This is a genomic window from Neotamlana sargassicola, from assembly GCF_020523965.1.
Lineage (GTDB): Bacteria > Bacteroidota > Bacteroidia > Flavobacteriales > Flavobacteriaceae > Neotamlana > Neotamlana sargassicola.
Map to the genome: position 1 here is coordinate 42,628 of NZ_JAJAPX010000005.1, position 15,879 is coordinate 58,506.

16 protein-coding genes are annotated in these 15,879 nt (G+C 31.9%); 15 read left to right on the top strand and 1 reads right to left on the bottom strand.

Annotation, left to right across the window (positions count from 1 at the left end; all coding sequences use genetic code 11):
* The 4 genes from LG651_RS12170 to LG651_RS12185 all read left to right on the top strand — a co-directional run bounded on the left by LG651_RS12170 (position 1) and on the right by LG651_RS12185 (position 3,940).
* Positions 1 to 744 (top strand): hypothetical protein, encoded by a 744-nt coding sequence (locus LG651_RS12170; protein WP_226696400.1) that lies wholly within the window; start codon positions 1 to 3, stop codon positions 742 to 744.
* A 77-nt stretch (positions 745 to 821) separates the two neighbouring features.
* On the top strand, positions 822 to 2,582 hold the full coding sequence (gene menD, locus LG651_RS12175) for a 2-succinyl-5-enolpyruvyl-6-hydroxy-3-cyclohexene-1-carboxylate synthase (protein ID WP_226696401.1): 1,761 nt from the start codon (positions 822 to 824) through the stop codon (positions 2,580 to 2,582).
* 99 nt (positions 2,583 to 2,681) lie between these two features.
* Positions 2,682 to 3,020 (top strand): DUF2853 family protein, encoded by a 339-nt coding sequence (locus LG651_RS12180; protein ID WP_044633494.1) that lies wholly within the window; start codon positions 2,682 to 2,684, stop codon positions 3,018 to 3,020.
* 89 nt (positions 3,021 to 3,109) lie between these two features.
* Positions 3,110 to 3,940, top strand: a complete 831-nt coding sequence (locus tag LG651_RS12185) for a CvfB family protein (RefSeq protein ID WP_226696402.1) — start codon at positions 3,110 to 3,112, stop codon at positions 3,938 to 3,940.
* On the opposite strand, the gene LG651_RS12190 is transcribed toward LG651_RS12185, so the two are convergent.
* Entirely contained in the window at positions 3,933 to 4,355 is a 423-nt protein-coding gene (locus LG651_RS12190) for a hypothetical protein (protein WP_226696403.1), read from the bottom strand. The genes LG651_RS12185 and LG651_RS12190 overlap by 8 nt on opposite strands.
* Before the next feature lie 149 nt (positions 4,356 to 4,504).
* Between LG651_RS12190 and mnmE the strand changes: the two genes are divergently transcribed.
* The 11 genes from mnmE to LG651_RS12245 all read left to right on the top strand — a co-directional run bounded on the left by mnmE (position 4,505) and on the right by LG651_RS12245 (position 15,801).
* Positions 4,505 to 5,920: a tRNA uridine-5-carboxymethylaminomethyl(34) synthesis GTPase MnmE gene (gene mnmE, locus LG651_RS12195; protein WP_226696404.1), complete on the top strand. Its 1,416-nt coding sequence runs from the start codon at positions 4,505 to 4,507 to the stop codon at positions 5,918 to 5,920.
* A 130-nt stretch (positions 5,921 to 6,050) separates the two neighbouring features.
* Complete coding sequence (locus LG651_RS12200; RefSeq protein WP_226696405.1) at positions 6,051 to 6,503, top strand: helix-turn-helix domain-containing protein; 453 nt, start codon at positions 6,051 to 6,053, stop codon at positions 6,501 to 6,503.
* 7 nt (positions 6,504 to 6,510) lie between these two features.
* Positions 6,511 to 7,605, top strand: a complete 1,095-nt coding sequence (locus tag LG651_RS12205) for a site-specific integrase (RefSeq protein ID WP_013622768.1) — start codon at positions 6,511 to 6,513, stop codon at positions 7,603 to 7,605.
* Positions 7,605 to 8,552, top strand: a complete 948-nt coding sequence (locus LG651_RS12210; RefSeq protein ID WP_226696406.1) for a DUF6617 family protein — start codon at positions 7,605 to 7,607, stop codon at positions 8,550 to 8,552. Before LG651_RS12205 ends, LG651_RS12210 begins: the two co-directional genes overlap by 1 nt.
* A 156-nt stretch (positions 8,553 to 8,708) precedes the next feature.
* On the top strand, positions 8,709 to 9,011 hold the full coding sequence (locus tag LG651_RS12215; RefSeq protein WP_013622770.1) for a helix-turn-helix domain-containing protein: 303 nt from the start codon (positions 8,709 to 8,711) through the stop codon (positions 9,009 to 9,011).
* Positions 9,008 to 9,304: a helix-turn-helix domain-containing protein gene (locus LG651_RS12220; protein WP_013622771.1), complete on the top strand. Its 297-nt coding sequence runs from the start codon at positions 9,008 to 9,010 to the stop codon at positions 9,302 to 9,304. The genes LG651_RS12215 and LG651_RS12220 overlap by 4 nt, the downstream gene beginning before the upstream one ends.
* Positions 9,291 to 10,199 carry a BT4734/BF3469 family protein gene (locus LG651_RS12225; RefSeq protein ID WP_226696407.1) on the top strand — a complete coding sequence of 303 codons (909 nt, stop codon included), beginning with the start codon at positions 9,291 to 9,293 and terminating at the stop codon, positions 10,197 to 10,199. Before LG651_RS12220 ends, LG651_RS12225 begins: the two co-directional genes overlap by 14 nt.
* A complete protein-coding gene (locus LG651_RS12230; protein WP_226696408.1) occupies positions 10,196 to 11,947 on the top strand; it encodes a DUF3987 domain-containing protein in 1,752 nt (583 codons plus the stop codon). Before LG651_RS12225 ends, LG651_RS12230 begins: the two co-directional genes overlap by 4 nt.
* A 155-nt stretch (positions 11,948 to 12,102) precedes the next feature.
* Positions 12,103 to 12,399 (top strand): helix-turn-helix domain-containing protein, encoded by a 297-nt coding sequence (locus tag LG651_RS12235; protein ID WP_038507003.1) that lies wholly within the window; start codon positions 12,103 to 12,105, stop codon positions 12,397 to 12,399.
* 15 nt (positions 12,400 to 12,414) lie between these two features.
* A complete protein-coding gene (locus LG651_RS12240) occupies positions 12,415 to 13,668 on the top strand; it encodes an ApeA N-terminal domain 1-containing protein (RefSeq protein WP_013622775.1) in 1,254 nt (417 codons plus the stop codon).
* 21 nt (positions 13,669 to 13,689) lie between these two features.
* Positions 13,690 to 15,801: a Piwi domain-containing protein gene (locus LG651_RS12245; protein WP_226696409.1), complete on the top strand. Its 2,112-nt coding sequence runs from the start codon at positions 13,690 to 13,692 to the stop codon at positions 15,799 to 15,801.
* The last annotated feature ends 78 nt before the right edge of the window (positions 15,802 to 15,879 follow it).

Sequence of the window (15,879 nt, forward strand, 5' to 3'; positions counted from 1 at the left end):
ATGAAACTACTTCGTAAGTTTAGAAGAAACTTAATTAATTTAGGTAAGTTTAAATCGTATTTAATTTATGCGTTAGGTGAAATTGTGCTAATCGTAATTGGTGTAACCATTGCTTGGAAAATTAACGATTTAAATGATATAAGAAAAAGCCAAATATTAACCCATAAAATAGAAGTTAATTTAAATGAAGAATTAAGTGCTAATTTGCGTTTATTAAAACGAAAAATAGCTATTGATTCTGAAATGGTTGCATATTTGGAAAACACCTTAAAATATGTTGGTAAAAACGAATCAGAATTAAGTCAAGGAGCTAAAGATACCATCACAAACATTGCCCACGTTGAGGTGCAGTTATTAGAAAGTACGCTAAATTCAGTATTAACAACCAGTAAATTAGAGCAAATAAGTAACGTTAAGCTAAAAGATTTACTGTCGTTGTATTATCATAAAATCGAAAAATTTAAAAATCAAGAAAAGGTAATTGAAGCTATTATTTCGGAGAAATTAAAACCTATTTTAGAAGAATATGTGTCATTATCCGAAATACTTCCAGAAAACGAAAAATATAAGCACATTAAAACCTATGGTAACCCATCGAACTACTCCGGTTTATTAAGCAGTAAAAAGTATCAAAACAGTGTAATAGATAGGTTGTTAGAAACTCAAATACAGCTAGAAAACTCCAAAACATTATTAAGTAAAACAAAAACGATTATCGTGGAGCTTGAAGCCGAAATGAAATGATAGAAATATCAATAAAAATAATTCATTTAAAATACACTTAATAATCCTTAGCTTTGTATTTCTATATAAATAGCTAAATGAAATACCCAAAAATTCCACTAGCGCAAACTGTAGTACAGCTTTGTAAGGCAAAAAATATTAAACACATAGTAATTTCCCCAGGAAGCCGAAATGCTCCTTTAACAATTGGGTTTACGCACGACGAATTTTTTACATGTTACAGCATTGTAGACGAGCGTGCTGCTGCCTTTTTTGCTTTAGGTATAGCACAGCAGTTGCAAGAGCCTACAGCTATTGTGTGTACATCGGGTAGTGCGGTTTTAAATTATTATCCGGCTGTAGCCGAAGCTTTTTATAGTAATATTCCTTTAGTGGTTTTGTCGGCAGACAGACCAAAACATTTGGTTGGCATAGGCGATGGGCAAACTATAAATCAAAAAAACGTTTTTGAGAATCATATACTATATTCAGCAAATTTAAAGCTAGATTTAAAAGACGAACATAATATTCCAGAGCATGAGGATATTCCAATAATTAAAAATTTGGAAAATAAATTTGAGCGTTTTTTAGGGTTACAAAAAGATATACAACAGTATAACGAAGAAGAAATTAATGTAGCTTTAAACTCAGCAATCACAAAAAAAGGACCTGTGCACATCAATATCCCTTTTGATGAACCTTTGTACGATATTGTTGATACGCTTAGTGTAACACCAAAAGTTATTGAACCCGTTTTAAAACCAGCAAAGGTTGAAGATTACGTTGTACAGTCGTGTTTAGAGGATTGGAACAATGCTACAAAAAAAATGATTTTAGTGGGTGTAAATTATCCGGACGAAACTGATGAGCAGTGGTTAGAAGAAATATCGAAAGATGATAGTATTGTAGTGTTTACCGAAACCACATCAAACCTACATCATAAAAGTTTTTTTTCTAGAATAGATCAAATTATTGCGCCTTTAAATGACGAGGAGTTAAAAAAACTGCAACCAGATATATTAGTAACATTTGGAGGTTTAATAGTTTCAAAAAAAATAAAACAATTCTTACGAAAGTATAAACCTAAGCAACATTGGCATATTGATGCAAAAATGGCGAACGATACCTTTTTCAGCTTAAACAATCATATAAAACTTCAGCCAAATGTGTTTTTTAATATATTTTTACCAAAAGTAAAACATTATGTAAAAAGCGATTATTTACCATTGTTAACAGCTGTAAAAAAACATCGTTTAAAAAAACATAAAGATTATTTAGCAGAAATACCATTTTCAGATTTTACAGTATTTCAAAAAGTTTTAAAATCTATTCCAAAGCATTCTATACTGCAAGTAAGTAATAGTTCTGCAATTCGCTACACGCAATTATTTAATATAAATAAATCAATAAAAGTGTTCTGTAATAGAGGTACAAGCGGTATCGATGGAAGTACATCTACAGCTATTGGGTGTGCCGTAGCAAACAGCCAACCAACGGTTTTTATTACAGGCGATTTAAGCTTTTTTTACGATAGTAATGCGCTATGGAACAATTATATACCTAATAATTTTAGAATTATTGTAGTGAATAATGCTGGTGGAGGTATTTTTAGAATATTACCAGGCCATAAAAACACCGAAAATTTTAATACTTATTTTGAAACTAACCATAATTTAAATGCAGAGCATTTATGTAAAATGTATGGTTTTACGTATTCGTCAGCTTCAGATGATAATAGTTTAGTTGAAGCTTTAAATAATTTTTACAGTGAAGAAAATCAGCCCAAATTGCTAGAAATATTTACCCCAAAACAATTAAACGACGAGGTGCTTTTAAACTATTTTAAATATATAAGCTAAAAAATGTGACTATTTTACCATGTGTAGTGTCTAAAAAATAGTATCTTTAAAGGGAGATATTAGTTAAATTATTAATCAATTTTAAACACAAATAACATCATGAGTAAACGTGACGAACTTATTGCAAAATACGCAGTAGATTTAAAAGAAAAATGTGGAGTAGAGGCAGATATGGATTTATTAAAAAAAGTAACCATTGGTTGCGGTCCATCAATCTATAATGCAGATGCTTCAACTGTATCAGGATCAGATGCATCTGAGTTAGCTACAGTAAAAAACAATTTTTTAATTAAAAAACTAGGTCTTAGCGAAAGCGACGATTTAGATGGTGCAATTGCTAGCGTAATAGAGCAATATGGTAAGTCTAACAGAACTAAATACAGAGCTGTTGTGTATTACTTATTAACTAAACATTTTGGTAAAGAATCTATTTACTAGAATAAATAAGAAATAAAATTAAAAAAAGGCGTTACAATATTGTAGCGCTTTTTTATTTTATAAAAAGCTAATATCACTACCTTTGTGGCATGGAATTAGGAAAAATAAATACACTAGAAATACTTCGCGAAACAGATCATGGCATTTATTTAATTGATGCGAATGATGAAGAAGTATTATTGCCAAACAGGTATGTACCAGCAGAATTTAAAATTTGGGACAAGATTGATGTTTTTGTGTATTTAGATAACGAGGAGCGTCCGGTTGCAACAACCGATAAACCTTACGTTACCCGTGATAATTTTGCCTTATTACGTTGTAGCCAAGTTACAGAATATGGTGCCTTTTTAGATTGGGGCTTAGTGAAAGAATTATTTTGCCCGTTTAAAGAGCAGGCCTTTAAAATGAAACCAGGAGGTTGGTATTTAATACATTGCTATTTAGATGAAAGGACTAATAGGTTGGTTGCATCTAGTAAAACAAATAGATTTTTAGATAATAAACATTTAACCGTTAAAGAATTTGATGAAGTCGATTTGATTGTGTCGCACCCATCAGAAATAGGGATGAATGTTATAGTAAACAATAAACACCACGGATTAATTTTTAAAGATACTATTTTTAAAGATATAAGCGTAGGAGATAAGTTAAAAGGAGTTGTTAAAAAAATACGCCCTGGAAATAAATTAGATATTGTTTTGGGCCAAATAGGTTATAGAAATATAGAGCCAAACGCAGATCGAATTTTGCAGGAACTTCAAGATAATAATGGATATTTAAATTTAAACGATAAGTCTAGTCCAGAAGATATTAAAGAGCAACTTCAAATGAGTAAAAAAAGCTTTAAAAAAGCCTTAGGAACACTTTACAAACAAAGGCAAATAGAAATAAAGCCAAACGGAATTTATTTAGTTAAATAGCCAAATTAAGATTTTTCACTTTGCTATTAACGTTAAAAATAGCTTCGTAAATATTGTCGTAACCAATATCATTCGAAAGGCAAAAGTTACTTTCAATAGCAGCATTCATTATTCCTGCGGGGTCATGACCAACTACGGCATAAGCTTTTAAGTTAGTAACTTGTTCCCTTAAAGCAGGAATATCTAATAGTTTAACCGAATAGGAATTTACTCGGTTTGCTATAACACCAAAAGGTTCTTTTGTACCAAAATAAGATTTAAGTTCGTTGAATATAGATTTGGTATTGTTTAGCTCAACATGGACCCCTTCATTAAATTCTATTATGGCAATATGATTTATAAAATGCATATAGCCCAATTCATTTTTAATCGATTTTAAAATGTGTTTTCTTAAATCTGAATCTGTAATTCTCATTACTACTAAAAATTGAGGTTATTAATGGTATTAATTAATTTGTCATTTTATGACACATTATTTTTAAATAGGTCACAATGAGTTTGTTAGTGATTTTAATTTTTTTTCAATTGAAATTTTGAAAGGCTTATTTTTTCTATTTTTGCCAAATGATTTATAATGATACCATAGTAGCATTAGCAACGGCTTCAGGTGCTGGTGCAGTGGCCATAATACGTTTGTCTGGAAAGGATGCTATCGCTTTAGCATCGGCCAATTTTAAGTCGGTTACTAATAATAAAAAATTAGTTAATCAAAAAACGCATACAATTCACTTAGGGCATATTGTAGAAGGAACTCGAGTTATCGACCAAGTTTTAGTGTCCATTTTTAAAAATCCGAATTCTTATACGGGTGAAGATGTGGTTGAGGTGTCTTGTCATGGTTCGGTGTACATTCAGCAGGAAATTATTCAATTATTTTTACGCAAAGGTTGCCGTATGGCAAACCCGGGAGAATTTACGCTGCGCGCTTTTTTAAATGGTAAATTAGATTTAAGTCAAGCTGAAGCAGTTGCCGATTTAATAGCCAGTGATAACGAAGCATCGCACCAAATTGCCATGCAACAAATGCGCGGTGGATTTTCTAGCGAAATAGCAAAACTACGCGAAGAATTACTCAATTTTGCTTCGTTAATAGAACTCGAACTCGATTTTGCAGAAGAAGATGTAGAATTTGCCGATAGAACCCAATTTAAAGATTTAGTAGAGCGAATTTCGTTTGTTTTAAAACGATTAATAGACAGTTTTGCAGTAGGAAACGTGATTAAAAACGGAATACCGGTAGCCATTGTAGGCGAGCCAAACGTTGGTAAATCAACACTGTTAAACGCACTTTTAAACGAAGAACGCGCCATAGTTAGCGATATTGCTGGAACCACACGTGACACGATTGAGGATGAATTGGTGATAAACGGCATTGGTTTTCGATTTATAGATACGGCAGGTATTCGCGATACCAAAGATGTGGTGGAAAGTATTGGAATTAAAAAAACCTTCGAGAAGATAGAACAGGCACAAGTTGTTGTTTATTTATTCGATGCTGATGTTATTTCAAGCGATGATAAGAAATCTGAAAACATTGTAGTTGAAATTGAAAAAATCAAAAATAAATATCCGTTAAAACCACTACTAATTATCGCCAACAAAATTGATAAATTAACTGAAGATAAAAAACAAAGTTTAAATAGTATTTTGAGCAAAGTTGAAGGTTCGCAATATTTATCGATATCTGCAAAAAGTGGCGAAGGTGTAGAAAATTTAAAAACCCAACTATTAAATTTTGTTAATACGGGAGCATTAAAAAACAACGAAACTATTGTTACCAACACTAGGCATTACGATTCGCTTTTAAAGGCTTTTGAAGAAATTCAAAAAGTAAAATATGGTTTAGAAACAGGGTTGTCGGGCGATTTAATGGCTATTGATATTCGTCAGGCATTATATCACTTTGGTGAAATTACTGGAGAGATAACTAGTGATGATTTACTTGGTAATATTTTTGCTAATTTTTGTATTGGGAAGTAACTTACTTTCTTTTATTTGTTAATCCTTTATTATTGTTGACTTTATAGTGTTTTATCTTCTTTTATTTGTTGTTTATTTGCTCTTTTTTGATTAAATTTGTTGTATATCTGTTGCCTGAAATATAGAATTGTTGCCCATTTCTGTTGGCGAAGATATTGGCGAAATGATGCACCATAACGCACCACGTTGCACCATTACGCTACATAAAGCACCATTTATGAGCAGTAATTTATTCATTCCTAAAACTTGTAAGCATTGCGGTAATGCATTTACAGCACGTACAACAGTTACTAAATACTGTGGCGATACTTGTGCAAAAAGAGCTTATAAGGCACGCAAACGTCAAGAAAAAATTCAAGCTACTCTTACTGAAGATATGCAACAGCAAAAACAAGTTGTTGAAGTTCGCAATCCTAATGCTGTAAATAACAAAGATTTTTTAAGCGTAACAGAAGCCTCACAACTGATTGGCGTGAGTAGATGGACCATTCAAAGAATGATTCAACAAGGACGTTTAAAAGCAGTTCCTTTTGGTAGAAAGCGTATTGTGGCCAGATGGCAAATAGAAAACCTTTTTAATTAATTCCATTATGAAAGTAACATTAAGACAACGCAAGAAGAACGACAAAATAAGTCTGTATTTAGATTACTATCATAAAGGCAAACGTAAAACAGAATACTTACGCTTATACCTTACACCTAATCCTAAAACCAAAACTGAAAGAGAGGTTAATAAGAAAACCAAACAATTGGCTGAAACTATATGTGCACAGCGACAAATAGAAATTCAAAATGGTATTTATGGCTTTCAAGATATTGAAAAGCTAAAAGGTAGTTTTATTACTTATATCACAGCTTTAGCAGAAAAGAAAAATACAAGCTCTGGCAATTATGGTAATTGGAATAGTATGCTAAAACATTTAAAAAAGTTTTGTCCAACAGATGTTAGTTTTCAAGATATAGACAAATCGTTTGTTGAGCGTTTCAAAGAGTATTTAGATAAAGAAGCAATAGGTAGAGCAGGTAAGCAATTGTCTCAAAATTCAAAATATTCGTATTATGGTAAATTTTCAGCGGCATTAAAACAGGCTGTCAAGGATGGAATTTTAAAAGTAAATCCTGCAAATGGTGTAGAGTATTTTAAACAAGGAGAACCTCAACGAGAATTTTTAACGCTTGATGAATTACAAAAAGCAGTTAATACAGAATGTGAACTGCCTATCTTAAAGAATGCTTTTATTTTTTCAGCTTTAACCGGATTACGTTGGTCAGATATTGAAAAACTGATATGGTCAGAAATCCAGCACTCAAAAGAAATGGGATATTATATCCGATTTAGACAAAAGAAAACTAAAGGTGTCGAAACCTTACCAATATCAGACCAAGCAAGAAATCTATTAGGAGAAAAAGGTAATCCAGACGATAAAGTATTTGATGGCTTACATTATAGTGCCTGGTCTAATTTAAAATTACAACAATGGATGATGAAGGCAGGTATTACTAAAACTATTACGTTTCATTGTGCGCGTCATACCTACGCTACCTTACAATTAACTTTGGGTACAGACATATATACTGTATCAAAATTATTAGGTCATAAAGAGTTACGAACTACACAGATATATGCCAAAGTAATTGACGATAAAAAGAAAGAAGCTGCTAACCGTATTCAACTGGATTTATAATGAAAGGAAGTATATTTTCAAGTTTGGTTTCTATAACCAATGGCTTACATAGAGATAATAGACAGGAAAAGGATTTTAAATACTTATTGTCTGATTTTAAATTGAACCAAAAAGCTAATAACGCAGTTTTTAAAGTAAACTTTAAAAAGCCTTTAAATGCGAAAAAAGAATGCTATCAAAAGCTAATAATTAATGAAACAGAAAATACAGTAGCATCATTTGTAAAGGAATTTCCGAAAAATGCAACTACACCAGAAAATAAATACAGCTATACCATTCTACTTAATAAATTTGATAAGTACTTAAATGACATTGCAACTTATATCAATAAAAGAGGTATAACAACAGATTTAAATAATGATGACAATTATATCATAAACTACTTAAAAGTATCTGTAATAAGGTTGTATGCTGAACTACAAGAGCAATACGGACAATTTTCGGAAAATACAAAATTCTCAATTTCTGAAATTGCAGAAAAATACTTTAATGATGAAACTTTTGATGTTAGCTTAATAGAAAAGAACACCACTAAAAAAGTTGCTACCAAAAAAACATCAAAAACGAAAGCAACACCCAAGACTTCTTTTGGATATAAAAGTAATGACACTTCAACTTTGCTAACTGTACTTAAACAAGTAAATCTAAAAATCGATTTGTTAGATAACCGCACAACTGTTGAACATTTGCACCAATTGTTATTAGCAAAAGATTTTGCAAATACAGAATCGCAAATTTATCTTCAATGCGAAACTACACAGTTTAGTTACCTTGTAACAAAACTTAAACCATTTTTTAATGGTTTCAATCCTACCTCAATAGAACGTTCTGGAAAATTTATTACTAAAACAGGTACGCTATTAAAGGCGAATAATCTTCACAAAAACAAAATTCACAACCCAAAAGAAAAGGAAGAAATAGATAAAATCATCCAACAACTGCAATAAAAAACAGTAAGAATAGTAAGAAACCTTACTGTTGTCTTACCCTTGTTTTACACTCTTACTAAAATCGGGAAGCCAATTTTCAACCTTTGTCCTGTTCTTGAAAACCAAGAATGACATTTGGCCAGATGTCCTCATTTATTTAAAACAAAATAAACGATGGACACAAATATCATCGAAAAGTTAGACCGCATTGAAAAACTCTTATTAGAGCAACAAACAATGCAAAAGCAAGTATTAAACTTTAATGAAACTTGCAAGTATTTAGAATTATCCCAATCGCACTTGTATAAACTCACAAGTACGGGAACCATTCCACATTATAAACCGAATGGTAAAAAGATTTATTTCCAAAGAGAAGAGTTAGACCATTGGTTACTGCGTAACCGTATGAACTCAAGAGACGAAATCGAACAGCAAGCTGCCGATTACCTTATTAAGAAAGGAGCGGTGAAGTTATGACTGAAATAATCGATTTACTCTTAACGCTCTCTCAAGAAATAAAGGACATTAAAGCACGTATCGAATTGTTACGACAATCGAGAGCAGAAGTATTAAAAGATACGTGGATAGACAATCAAGATGTATTGCAGACCTTACATATAAGTAAGCGAACGCTACAAACTTTAAGAACCAATGGCACTTTGCCTTACAGCAAAGTAAAAGGTAAATTTTACTATAAAGTTGCTGACATAGAGCAATTGCTTCAAGACAACTACTACAACCATAATTTCAAGCAAGATGGAAATAAGTAGAGAAGCAATTTTAGACAAAACACATTATGGTTTAAAAATCTATGCCTATGTGTTGAGACAGTATTATCCTAATCAAACAGTCCTTTCTGTAAAAGGAAGGGACTGTGGGATAACTCGAAACCCTTTTAATGGTGGTAAAGAAACCTTACGGATTCATATTGATGGTATTATAGCAACACATCGAGATACAGAATTAGAAGCCTTTAAAGGTGATGTATTCGATTTTGCACAATATCATTTTAGAATAACCGATGAAGAAGATTTGTACCAGAAGATAAATCAAGAGTTACATCTTAATTTAGATGTCAAGGAAAAAGACAAATTGGAATGGTTGAATGAACCAGACGACACCTGGTATGCCAACTGTAGCTTTTTTAAAGCACCTGTTCGCAATGTGTTTCCTTCGGAAACCTTGCGATTGCATCAAGTATTTGCATTAATCACAAGTAATAAATACAAAAAAATTACTGAAGAATTAAGAGCAATTACCAATGTAAAAGAAGCACGTAAATTTAAAGCGAATCGATTTGATTACGTAACACTTTCAGGAACATTTGAAAAACGAAGCGATAATAATTTGCTAAAGCATTCTAATTTATTAACCATTGATTTTGACCATTTAGAGAATCTACAAGAGTTAAGAACGCAACTCTTAAATGATGAATATTTTGAAACCGAAATGCTATTCATATCACCATCTGGCGATGGTTTAAAATGGATTATTAGAATAGATGTTTCAGAAGTAACACATTCAGAATATTTCACAGCAGTTGCAAATTATATTAAACACAATTATAACATTGAGGTTGACCAGTCAGGTAAAGACGTTTCCAGAGCGTGTTTTTTACCATACGACCCAACAGTCTTTCTACATAAAAGACATCAAGCATTATGACTAAAATATTTAACCCAAAAGATTGGTTAGAAGTTCCTAAAGAGCCAACAAAACCAAAAAGCAACACCGCAACAACTAATGTTGTTGCAGTTGCTGATAACGACATTGAATCCTACATTTCAGCAATCGAGCAATCAGGTACAGACATAACAGGAAGTTATGCCACTTGGCGAGATTTAGGCTTTGCTTTAGCCGAAGAATATGGAGAAATAGGTAGAGATTATTTCCACCGAATAAGTAAAAATTATCCAGGTTACGATGCTAAAGAGTGTGATGCACAATTCGATAAATGCTCAAACGCAAAAGGACACGGAATTACAATTGCTACCTTTTATCACTATGCACATCAGTCAGGTATCAAACCGACTAAACAACAGTATAACAACGAAGTTGCAACAAACGTTGCAACTGTTGTCGATACAGCCAACCAATCAATGCCTACAATACCAGAAACGGTATATGAGAATTTGCCACAGTTTTTACAACAAGTTGTAAATCCTGCTAATGGACAAGAAGAAAAGGACATTTTATTGTTAGGTGCATTAACAGCATTTAGTGCGTGTTTTCCTAAACTCTTTGGTATCTATGACCAACGTAGAGTATTCAGCAACTTATATTTATTTGTAACCGCACCTGCATCTGCAGGTAAAGGAAGACTTAACCAAATTAAAAATTTGGTAGAGCCTGTTCATAAATTAAAACGAGAACAAGCCAAAGTATTAAAGCAGCAATTTCAAGCAGAAACTGCTACTTATAATATGAATAAAGGCAAAGATGAAAACTTGGAAAAACCGAGTAAACCGCCAGAGCGAATGCTGTTCATTCCTGCTAACAATAGTGTAACAGGCGTATATCAATTAATTTCTGATAATAAAGGCAGAGGTTTAATTTTTGAAACCGAAGGCGATACATTAGCACAAGCCTTTAAAAGTGATTATGGCAATTATTCCGATGGATTTCGTAAAGCATTTCATCACGAAACCATAAGCTATTATCGTAGAACAGATAGAGAATATGTAGATATTGAGAAACCGTGCTTGTCAACAGTATTATCAGGCACACCTAAACAAGTGGCAACCTTAATACCCAATGCAGAAAATGGGCTATTTAGTCGCTTTATGTTTTACTATATGAATATAAAACCAACTTGGAAAAATGTATTTCAAAATAGTAATAAGTTAGGTTTAGATGATTACTATAACCAATTAGGTAGTGAGTTTTTAGAATTGTACAAAACGCTAAAAAACAACCCAGAGATTGAAATACGATTAACCACAACCCAACAACAGCAATTCAATACGTTCTTTGAATCCTTACAGACCAAATACATCAACCTACAACCCGAAGAGTACATCGCAACAATAAGGCGATTAGGCTTAATTGCGTTTAGGATAATGATGCTATTCACAGCATTCCGAATTATGGAGGATGGTGATGTAAACGCAACTAAAGAATGTGAGGATATAGATTTTGAAAATGCACTAACCATAATTTCAATTTTAGTAAAACACAGTAGTAAAGTATTTAATGATTTACCAATAGAGCAAAAAGCAACAAAACGCTTAAATAGAAAAGAACGCTTTTTAGAAAGTTTGCCAAAGCAATTTAGCAGACAAGAGTATTTAGATTTAGCCACAAAACAAAGCATCCCACACAAAACCGCAGAAGGCTATATTACCAAATTTGTTGATGCAGGTTTAATATACAGAGAAGCACACAACAACTATTCAAATCCTGCAAAGACATAGTTAAGGATTTTAAGGATTTAAGGATATGATTAAATTGACTTCCTCAAATCCTTAATATCCTCATTACCTGTTAATAACTGTTTATATCTTTTTACTTTCCTTTGGTTTCCTTTTGTTAAATTAGACAAAATTTGACAAGTCTAAATAATTCTATTATGGAGTTTGGAGAGTACATACGTTCATTGCGTGAAAAACGCAATTTGCTATTAAGGGAAATGGCTGCAAACCTAAATATGGATGTTGCCTATTTAAGTAAAATAGAACGAGGAAATCGGATGGCAAGACGCGAACAAGTAGTTGCTTTTGCCAAAACATTAAAAGAAGACGAAAACGAATTAATTAAGCTATGGATGTCCGAACAAATTGTACTAATGCTCAAAAATGAAAAGGAGCGTACGGAAATCCTCAAAATAGCTGAAGAAAAAATTAGTAAGATTGTAAAAAAGGGTTAGGATTTAAAGTAATTTATGTTTAAAGAGAATAAATATTATGGCGAGGTATGGTTTAAATCTGCAGAGGATAATAAGTGCTTTTGTGTATTAGAGTTAATTAATGATGAAGTACACATAACGACCAATTTGTCAGAAAGATTACCTGCCTATCAAATAGAGTTAATTTATGGGGTTTTTACAGGTTTAGGCTATTTAACTTTTGTAAACTGCAAGATTAAAAACAGTAGCAATGGAATAGTAGAGACTAAAACTTATAAGCCTAAATATACGTTTGCTTGTGCATATCATTTAATTGAACCTATAGGTTTGAAAATTAATGAATTTCAAATTGACAATTTAGCAATAGTGAGTTGGGTTAGAAAAATGCATTGGTATAATTCTTTAGAAGACAAACTTGAAAAAGAGGATGACGTAGTCCACAATACGAATATTACTGAAGACTTATCTATTAAAATCACAAAATCAACATCATATACTTCTAACCACAACTTTTTTAGAATGGACAATGTTGGATATGTCGATTTTAAATCAGAAAAAAAATTGAGTATTCTTGAGAGTATAGATTTATATAATTCATTTCAAAAATTATTTCATTTTTTATACGGTAAGTCTGTACAATTTAAAGCTTTTAATTTTAAATGTTTAAGCTGTGGTAATTGGGCTTCGTTATATTACAAGGATGATTTCAACAAAGAAAACATATCTGGTTTTATAGCGCTTGACTATGATACTATTAAAGATGATTTGTCCAATATAATTAAGCATTGGTATAACAATGAAGGCATAGGTTATTGTGCTGATATTATTATCGAAAATTTACTCTCGGTTAAAACGAGCCATAGTAGGCGATTTACAAATTCCTATACAGCTTTCGAAGCTTATAGTTTGAAATTTGGTAATAAGATTAAGAACTCATCTTTTGCCAAAGATTTATTAGAACAAAAGCAATTATTAGTCGATATAACTAATATTCCAGAAGATGATATTAAAACATATGTATCAAAGATTGTTCGTCATCGAGATTATTTAATACATCGCACTAAAACAAAAAACAATATTTTTTCACAGTTTGAACTATTGTATATATCCTTTTTATTAGATTATTTGGTTGGTTTAGGCTTGGTGAAACAAATGGAAGTTTCTGATAAAATTATTGAAAAAATAATAGAGCGTGCTAAATCTACATACCAAGATATGCAGTCTGTAAATAGACTACTAAACAAAGATTTATTAGTTGATAACAATAATAAAGTTCAACCTTCTATGTAAAATTACAATATAATTTCATTTATGCAAGAACACCTCAAAACCAACATACTAAACTTTAAATGGCCTAATAGTGCGCCTACTATTTATTTAACTTTAGAGGATATTGAAGGTAGTCATCCTATCCATAAATCTAAATTTTCAAGGCAGATAAAAGAGGTGTTTCCAGATGCAGACTTATCTAACAAAGACCAAATATTTACAACATTTACAACAGAAATACCAGATGCACCAAGCATTAAGCTAAATTTAGTAGATGGTAGAGAATTAAGAATTTATAAGCAATTCCTTAAACATAAATTAAGAAGCTATTTTAAATCGAAAGACTATATAGTAGTAAAAAACTTCGTTGGTGATGTACAAGTGTGGATGCCTTCAAAAAAAGGGAATACAGCAGACTATAACCTCTACTATAAATTTTCATTTAAGATACAGTTTGCAAAACTCACAGACTTACCAGAGTTAATTGTATCATACGATGGTACTTCAAAAGTCCTTACAACATCGGTTAAGGATATAGAGGATTCAGAGTTAATAAAACGTTGTGTATATGGTCAAAAAACGTTCAATTACCAAATGGACCTCGATACAGAGGAAAAACAAGAATTTTACAATGCTATTCAGTTTGACCAAGCATACCCAATTTTTAATTTGTCATTAGCACGAGCATTAGATATACCTATTGAGGAACCTATAAGACCAATTAATAAATATCAAAAGTACGTAGCACTTATTAATAATTTTGCAACCAACTATCTGTTTAAAGAAGATTTTAAAGTCATATTTCCATTTAAAACTGATACGTTTATAGATGTGCCACTCAATCGTATCAACCATATCGACCCACAAGTAGGTTTATTGGAATTTGGTAAAGACCAATACGGTAACAAGAAAACCCATTTAGTGCCTAAAAAGGCAATGAATATCCTAAACCCTTACAGACGTCCAAACAATCAAAATATCAAGATATTTTTCATTTGCCATACTTCTCATAAAGATTCGGTATTGTCTTTCTATCAAAATTTAAAGGAAGGTGTAAATACAGAAAAGAATTATTATAAAGGATTAGAAGCCTATGTGAACATTAAAGCATCATCATCCAAAGAACACTTCATTGAATTTACCAACGAAAACGACCCAATACCAGAAATAGTTGAAAAGTTAGAGAGTTTAACCTTCGACCACGATAATGTGCTTTACGCAGCTTTTTATTTAAGTCCTTTCGATAAGTTCACACAAAATCCCGAAGACCGCGAAATCTATATTCAAATCAAAGAACTGTTTTTAAATGAAGGCATTGTTACACAAGTGGTAGATTATGAAAAAATGGTGGTCAATATCGAGAATCAATACAACTTCCAATTTTCATTACAAAATATGGCATTGGCTATTCACGCTAAATTAGGTGGTGCACCTTGGAAACTTGCAGTAACCGATAAAAAAGAATTAGTAATTGGTGTTGGTGCATTTACCAATCAAGGCGAAAACAGGCGGTATATAGCAAGTGCCTTTAGTTTTCAAAACAATGGCTTATTTAGAAAGTTCGAATATTTTGACCAAAGCGAAACAGACCTATTGGCAGGAAGTATATGTAAAGCCATTAGAGATTTTACATCGGTTGCAGAAGCAGATAAAGTAGTCATTCACTTCTATAAGGAAATGAGTTACGAGGAACTAAAACCAATTATTAGAGGGATGCATACATTAGGGTTAAAAATTCCGCTTTACATTCTAAATATCAATAAAACAGAAGCAGAAGATATTATTGCTTACGACCTTAATTGGAACAAAAAGTTAATGCCTGTAAGTGGCACATACATACGTATTAGCGAAAATCAATTCCTACTGTTTAATAATGCGCGTTACCCTAATTCACAGAGATATGCAGATACAGATGGTTATCCGTTTCCAATAAAAATTAAGGTAAGCAGTCCATATGAAGATGCTTTTGAAGATGCAGACGTAGTGTTAGAACTATTAACACAAGTATATCAGTTTAGCAGATTGTATTGGAAATCACTTCGACAACAAAATGTACCAATCACAATTAAATATCCTGAAATGGTAGCACAAATAGCACCGCGTTTTAATAATGGCGTTCCAGACGATGCTAAAGATGCTCTATGGTTTTTGTAATTTACCAATCAATTTATTTGCAACACCATTGCATTCAATAATTTGTATATTTGTATAAATTATATGAAAATATTTGTT